General features: G+C 63.5%; 1 protein-coding gene. It reads right to left on the reverse strand.

Annotated features, from left to right (window positions below):
• Window positions 1–524 (reverse strand): sugar phosphate nucleotidyltransferase (locus ACTJLC_RS31830; protein WP_440846440.1); only part of this gene is annotated, 524 nt, incomplete at both ends.

A 524-nucleotide genomic window follows, 5' to 3' on the forward strand; every position in this document is an offset into this window, starting at 1 on the left:
GTCGCGATGAAGGTCGCCGCCTCGATCAGCGAATCGTGCGTGCCGGTGTCGAGCCACGCATAGCCGCGCCCCATGATTTCGACATTGAGCGCGGCGTCCGCCAGATAACGCGAGTTGACGTCGGTGATTTCGAGCTCGCCGCGCGGCGACGGCTTGATATCCGCGGCGATATCGCACACCCGCCTGTCGTAGAAGTAGAGGCCCGTGACCGCGTAGTTCGAGCGCGGTTTGAGCGGCTTCTCCTCGATCGACAGCGCGCGGAACTGCTTGTCGAATTCGACCACGCCGTATCGCTCGGGATCGTGCACGTGATAGGCGAACACGGTCGCGCCATGATCCTGCTGATCGGCGCGCTCCAGCTGCTTCGCGAGATCGTGGCCGTAGAAAATGTTGTCGCCGAGAATGAGCGCCGACGGATCGTTGCCCACGAAATCACGGCCGATGATGAACGCCTGCGCGAGGCCGTCCGGCGAAGGCTGAACCGCGTACTGGATGTTCATGCCCCACTGGCTGCCGTCGCCGAG

Source organism: Paraburkholderia sp. 22099, from assembly GCF_052045835.1.
Classification (GTDB): Bacteria; Pseudomonadota; Gammaproteobacteria; order Burkholderiales; family Burkholderiaceae; genus Paraburkholderia; species Paraburkholderia terricola.